This window comes from Neobacillus niacini, assembly GCF_036961885.1.
Classification (GTDB): domain Bacteria; phylum Bacillota; class Bacilli; order Bacillales; family Cytobacillaceae; genus Neobacillus; species Neobacillus niacini_H.
This window is the reverse complement of record NZ_JBALNQ010000047.1, coordinates 65,602-72,010: the sequence shown is the minus strand read 5'-3', so window position 1 is coordinate 72,010 and position 6,409 is coordinate 65,602. Positions and strand designations below refer to the sequence as shown.

At 37.2% G+C, this 6,409-nt stretch carries 5 protein-coding genes and 1 riboswitch; of the genes, 1 reads left to right on the top strand and 4 read right to left on the bottom strand.

Annotated features, from left to right (window positions below):
* Positions 1 to 60 precede the first annotated feature (60 nt).
* Together V7124_RS18815 and V7124_RS18810 are read right to left on the bottom strand one after the other, a co-directional pair.
* Positions 61 to 633: an ECF transporter S component gene (locus tag V7124_RS18815; RefSeq protein ID WP_335409136.1), complete on the bottom strand. Its 573-nt coding sequence runs from the start codon at positions 631 to 633 to the stop codon at positions 61 to 63.
* Between the two features lie 161 nt (positions 634 to 794).
* Positions 795 to 926, bottom strand: a riboswitch (FMN riboswitch).
* Between the two features lie 92 nt (positions 927 to 1,018).
* On the bottom strand, positions 1,019 to 1,741 hold the full coding sequence (locus V7124_RS18810) for a peptidoglycan DD-metalloendopeptidase family protein (protein WP_335409134.1): 723 nt from the start codon (positions 1,739 to 1,741) through the stop codon (positions 1,019 to 1,021).
* A 353-nt stretch (positions 1,742 to 2,094) separates the two neighbouring features.
* On the opposite strand from V7124_RS18810, the gene V7124_RS18805 reads away from it, so the two are divergent.
* The gene (locus V7124_RS18805) at positions 2,095 to 3,309 is read left to right on the top strand and encodes an AraC family transcriptional regulator (RefSeq protein WP_335492159.1); all 1,215 of its coding nucleotides are present in this window, start codon (positions 2,095 to 2,097) and stop codon (positions 3,307 to 3,309) included.
* A gap of 77 nt (positions 3,310 to 3,386) precedes the next feature.
* Here the strand turns inward: V7124_RS18805 and V7124_RS18800 are convergent, their stop codons facing one another.
* Positions 3,387 to 5,447, bottom strand: coding sequence for a DUF4179 domain-containing protein (locus tag V7124_RS18800; RefSeq protein ID WP_335492157.1), 2,061 nt, complete (start codon positions 5,445 to 5,447; stop codon positions 3,387 to 3,389).
* Between the two features lie 136 nt (positions 5,448 to 5,583).
* On the bottom strand, positions 5,584 to 6,390 hold the full coding sequence (locus V7124_RS18795) for a carbon-nitrogen hydrolase family protein (protein WP_335492154.1): 807 nt from the start codon (positions 6,388 to 6,390) through the stop codon (positions 5,584 to 5,586).
* Positions 6,391 to 6,409 lie beyond the last annotated feature (19 nt).

Below are 6,409 nucleotides of genomic sequence, written 5' to 3'. Positions count from 1 at the left end.
CAGCCCAGTTTAACACAGCAAAAATAAAAAGGAAACCAGCTGCCTGGTTTCCTTTTCGATTTATGCACTTTTTACAGTAGTAAATTTATTAATCCATGTCTGCATTCTGATGAAGATCACCATAAATATAGAAGACATGATTATGCCCTTTAAGATATTGAATGGTAAGATAGCTGGTACCACTAAATTACGCATGTCAGGGAACTTTAACAGTGTTGTGTAAGCCGGTAATATGAATAAGTAATTTAATATACTCATGAAAACCGCCATAGAAATTGTCCCCACTATGAGTGCGTATGTCATTCCTTTTCTTGTTTTCATTTTAGTGTATACATAGTACGTAGGTAATACAAACAGAATACCCGCTAGAAAATTGGCAATATGACCCACAGGAATTCCCGTTGCACTTCCAGTAGCAATATAATTGAGTGCATTTTTGAAAAAACTAACTAATATACCTGCTACCGGCCCAAAAATTAACGCAGCGATTAATGCTGGAATATCACTGAAATCAATCAATAGGAAATTTGGAAATGGTGGAAGCGGAAAGTTTATCAGCATTAAAAGATATGCGATACTACTCAGCATTCCAATCGATACAATTGCTTTGACACTCATTCTTCTTTTATTCATTTTTCCTCTCTCCTTTTAGATCCATCGCGTTAGGAAGAGAGGTTCAGCTGTGTTAAGGTGCCTTGAAAAATAAAAAACCTCAAGAAAAGAAATCTTGAGGGAGTTAAAAGGCACGCTTAATAAACGTTCGTTATACCAGCATTTTTTGAACGTTGCGGAACCTCTATCTTCTCCCATCCAGACTATACTGTCGGCTTTGGAATCTCACCAAATCCTGCCATAAAGGCTCGCGGGCTCAAGAGTTTTACTCTAATACCGCCGATCGGGAATTTCACCCTGCCCCGAAGATAGATCGATATTTAATTACCACTTTATTATACTAGTAAAAATTAGTTTTGAAAAGGAAAAAGCACTAACCTTTATGACAGGTAGTGCAAGTGTTTGATTATTTGTCAATAACTAAAATTTGTTCAGGTTTAATGAGATCTGATTTTAGTTGATTGACTTCCTTAAGTTCCGCAACGGTAAGGTTGCTCTTTTTTGAAATCGCAGTTAGAGTGTCCCCAGCTTGTACTACATAATGGGCTTTGTCTCCCTTTAAAAACCCGCTGGCTGCTAAACTTTCCGTGTTACCTGGCATCCCTTCTTTTACTGCCACACCTACCTCAGCGTGTCCAAGAAGCTTTTCTGGATCAATTGCATTTTTCTTATCAAATGTCCACTCCATTTGGTGGCTCTCAAAATGAAGATGAACACCTGTAGATTCGCCGGTTCTTCCCATTGTTCCGATTCTATCACCTTGTTTAATCGAATGTCCTTCCTTAACAAGACGGTTATCTAAGTGAGCATAAACGGTAACAACGTTATTTGGATGCTTTATAAAAATGACATTCCCATAGGTCTTCGAAAAATAGGATTTACCTACTACTCCATCCTCTACTGCAACTATAGGAGAATTCAGACTACCCGCTATATCGATTCCCTTATGCGTTCCTTGCCTTGTTCCATATGTATCAGATATGACCCCGTCTGCAGGCCATATCCATCCAGTTTTTATTTCCTTTGCATCTTGCATACTCGCTTCTGTCTGTTTTCCACCTAAAAACAATAAACTGACACAAAGCGCCATAATTGCGGCAATTAGAAGCCGCCTTATGTAGTCTCGCATTTGATTTTTTTCCTCCTTAATCTTTTCCTCTCCTCCACACCATATGTTTACCTGCTAGTGTTTAGAACATATAGTTAGGTATGTGAGGTTAAGCATACTTGTTATAATTTGGAGAGAAATGATTTTTTATACATAAAAGGCTGTTTTCGAAACAATTTTTGTTAAAATCTTAAAGCCGATTCTAACGCGGAAATAGTTATTTTGTACCTTTGAATTTAGTTTGCAAGCTCTTTTCTTATTAAATTTAGGCTGTTCTTTGCGAAAACACAGCAGACTCATTAATTTTCGTTATAAAAAGCAACAAAGTTTAAGAAAAGAGCCTTAATAAAAGGAAATTGAGAGGAGAGTTTATTTTGGAGGAATATATCAAGATAAGCCAAATGGTGCATTCGATTACAAAAATGGATGTCACATTAAATGATAGGGATGGAAATACACTATTTGACTCAATCCACCATTCCATTCCTGTAGTGTTAGGTCACCCTGATGATGAGTATGTCCATACCAATGAAATTTTGAATAAACACCATTCAAATCAATATTACCATCATATCAATCCATATGGTCTCGAGTATATGGCTGTTGGTATTTGGAGAGAACACTCCTTTTATGGGAGTCTCATAATAGGTCCCTTTATTTCAAGTATATTGGTTATTGACCTTATCAAAGAAATTATGATAAAAAATAGTCTCCCAATCGGCGAACGTAAACAATTGGAACAATTCTACCAATCCTTGCCCGTTTTAAGTGAGATTGAATCTAAATATATCGGAGAATTGCTTGTAAATTTATGTAGTCATGAATATATAAATTCCGGGCAAATTTCCTCTAATACCATAAAACCAGTCATTAACTATGATCAACTAAAAATAACGATTGAGGAAAATAAAGATATAATTGAAAATAGGTACCATCACCAAAATAAACTGATGGATGCTATTACAAAAGGGGATCGTGCTGAGGTCCAAATCTTAATAGATTCTTTGATCGATGTATTCGTAGGGTTTTCCGATCGAGTACCTGGAAATCCGATTCGTTCCTCCAAAAACATGGCATTTGTTTGCAATACTTTGTACCGAGTTGCGGCTGAAAGAAGTGGTGTCCATCCAGTTTACCTTCACAACATTTCAGAGAGGTTTGCAATTGTAATCGAAAGAACGACTACTATTCCAAGCTTAAAAAAATTAATGTTCTCAATGGCAAATGAATATTGTGATCTGGTGAAATCTTTTTCTACAGGTCATTATAGCCCGATTGTGAAAACGGCCGTGGATTATATTCTATTGAATCTAGGATATCCAATATCACTTACTACAATTGCGAAACAGATACACGTCAACCCTTCACATCTTTCGCGTAAATTCAAAGAAGATACAGGGATGAACATAACTGATTTTATTAATCAAAAGAGAGTTGGGGAAGCAAAATTATATTTGCAAAGAGGTAATATATCAATGACCGATATCGCCTTTATGGTAGGTTTTAACGATTTAAATTACTTTAGTAAAGTATTTAAAAAGTTGACGTCTGTAACCCCATCACAATATGCAAAAAAGAGAAAGTTGTGACATTACCAGGTCAAAGTAATGGTGCCTGTTACCGCACGAGCGGTGACAGGCACCAAAATGATCAGCTTCCATACTAATTATTCCAATGAAATCTTTACAACATCATCCAAATATTCCATTTTATTATATCCAAATAGTACAAGTCTTTTCGGAATCACTTTGTCACCGTGTACCTTCACCCTATAACTTGTTTCGAAGTAACGGGGCTGCTCTATTTCTTCATGAGGGATAGGTTTATTCATATCGTATTCAACCCCATTTTTATCAACGAGCACTCCCTCAGATTCCATCTCCATTGACCAGCTTTGATTTTCACCTTCACCCTCAATATTGAAGTGAAGCGACTGAAAAGCTCGATTTTTACTATCACCAAGGCTTATGACAGCAGTGGTAGGCTGCCCAATTTCCACCTTGTCTATGGAGATTGTACTGTCTGCGTATTCAAAAGTTTGAGAATATCCTTTAGATGCATCTAGTTCGATCGTTTTTTGGTCGTCAAATGATACATAAACAGATTCGAATTGTACTTTAACCTCTTTCGGTTTTTCACCAAAGAGCGGGGAAAAATGTGTTTGAAACATATACCAATTCATGTCTTGCTGTAAATCCAAAAAAGAGCTGCCATACATACCAGGTTTCACCTTTTTATTGTTCACTTCTAGATTGGCAAAAGTAAGATTATCTATCCGCTTCACTTGTTGTTCAATATTAATACCATATTGCAGAACCGTCGCTGTTGGGGCCATGATTAGTTTATAAAATCGAACCGGAATCCCCTCGACTTTGGTTTCTTCATCCAATGCATATTCAATCGAAGGCTGTTTTGTTACAGGGATCTCGAAATTCCATTCCCCTGTTTTATATCCTAGGTTTTCGTTAATCCTAAACCCATTTTGGTCTGAGGAATCTTGAATCAAATTCAAAAGGCTTGTAATTTTGAGTTTGATTGTCCCGTTATCTTTAGAGAGAGGTAGCAAACTAATCTTCCCTTGATACACATTCTTTTCTTTATTATTTACTTCCGATTCAAAGTCAGGAGGATAGTAAGTTGGATATGTTACAGAGCTCATGATTTCTTGTTCGTTCTCCACAAAAAGACCATCACCATAATTCAACATAAATTGGTTATCTTCATTTGTATCTTCTATTTGATAAAATACAAGTGTCTGAACATCATCTGCAATCACACTCTTAATCTTAATTTTCACCCCATCGCTTTCCGCTTCCAGGTTCAACCTTTCACCTAGGTCTTTTTCGAGATAGGTACGCAACTCTTGATTTTCTTCTGTCCATGAATAGTAGCGGTTGGAAAATACCTCTGTAAAAAATTCTAAACCAATAAATATTGCGAATACACCTGCAAAAATAAGCCCTTTTCTAATTCGTTTCTTATTTTTCAGTTGTCTATGTTTTTCCTTTTCTGCCAGTCTAGCTTTAATATTCTCCATAAAACCAGAAGGTACATGCAAGTCTTCCATTTTCTCTGCAAGATTTAACATGGTTAGCATGACATCCTGAAAGGTAGCTAAATCCTCCTGACAGTCTTGGCAATGATAAATATGTTTCTCTAAATCAATCTTTTTCGACCGGTCCATGGTTCTTTCTAAGTAATCGATGTAATCCTTATGATACTCCTTACACCCCTCAGAGGGTGTTCCGTCCACCAATACTTTTCTAAGTGACCGGATTCCGGAAAACAAAAGCTCTTTCAGCTTTTCCAATGAAACCTGAAGAAGATATGCTGCTTCCTCCTTAGAGATTCCTTTAATATATGTAAGGGCCACCGCTTCTTTCTCTTCTAGCTTCAACTGATCAAGTGCTTTAAAAATATCCTGACGTGATTCTCTTTCCACTGAAACTTGTAAACTATGATTATCTGAAAGCTCACGACAAATATGTATAAAAATAGATGTAACCCACGTTTCGAATGATGTTTCACTTTTAATTCGAGGCAATTGCTTGTGGACTTTTATGATTGACCTGAAAAAGAGCTCTTCGATTTGCTGCTGATGGCTTAGATAGGTGCAACCAAGTATATAGAACGATTGTTTATGCTGCTCGAACCAATCGAAGATGGAGTCCACGCCTTTTTCAGCTATTGGCGTGATTGAAATAGGATCCATTTTTGCAGGGATCATTAAAATGTATTCCCTCCTTTTATTATTCTATTACCAATATAACAAATTTTGGGTTTTAAATCTCTTAGACTACATAAATTAATATACAAAAACATTCACAGACATTGTTAAAACAATAAATGTGAATGTTTCATTTTTACCTCTCCCCTTCTCTATAAAACTCTGGTTTCCGATTTCGGACACTTGGCAGTTTTTCTCTTACACGAAGGATACGCTCTAAATTCATATCGGCCATAATAATCGTTTCTTCTTCGCCTCCACTTGCAAGTATTACACCCATTGGGTCGACGACCATACTTCGGCCGGTAAAATTTTTACCCACTAGATTAGCTCCGCAGACGAACATCGTATTTTCAATCGCCCTGGCACGAATAAGCGTCTGCCAATGATCCTCTTTCATCGGTCCTGCTATCCATCCTGCAGGAACTAGTAGCACATCCGCCTCCTGAAGCGCAGATTGTCTTGCGATTTCTGGAAACCTCAATTCATAGCAGACCATTAAACCGATTTTTCCAAACTCTGTTTCTACTACTTTATATTGATTATCGCCGGGGATAATCGTATCAGACTCTTTATAGCTAAAAGCATCGTATAAATGGGTCTTTTGATAGGAATGTAGCAGTTGCCCCGAACGATCTATAAATACGGTTGTATTATAGGCTCGCCCATCATCATTTGTTGATGATTCAAACATTCCACATACCACATAGATCTCGTTTACCTGGGCAGCCTCTTTAAGGGCAGAAACAAACGGGCCATCCAAAGGTTCAGCTACTTCAGCAGGCAGTACGCCAGTCTTTGGAGTTGCAAGCGCCATATAATATTCTGGTAAGACAACAAAATCTGCGCCCAAGCCTTTTGCCTTCCCAATATATTGGATTGCCTTCTTTAAATTAGCGGCTTTATCAATACTAGTAGATAATTGTGCAAGAGCTATTCTCATGAAAGATCCTCCTAAAAAA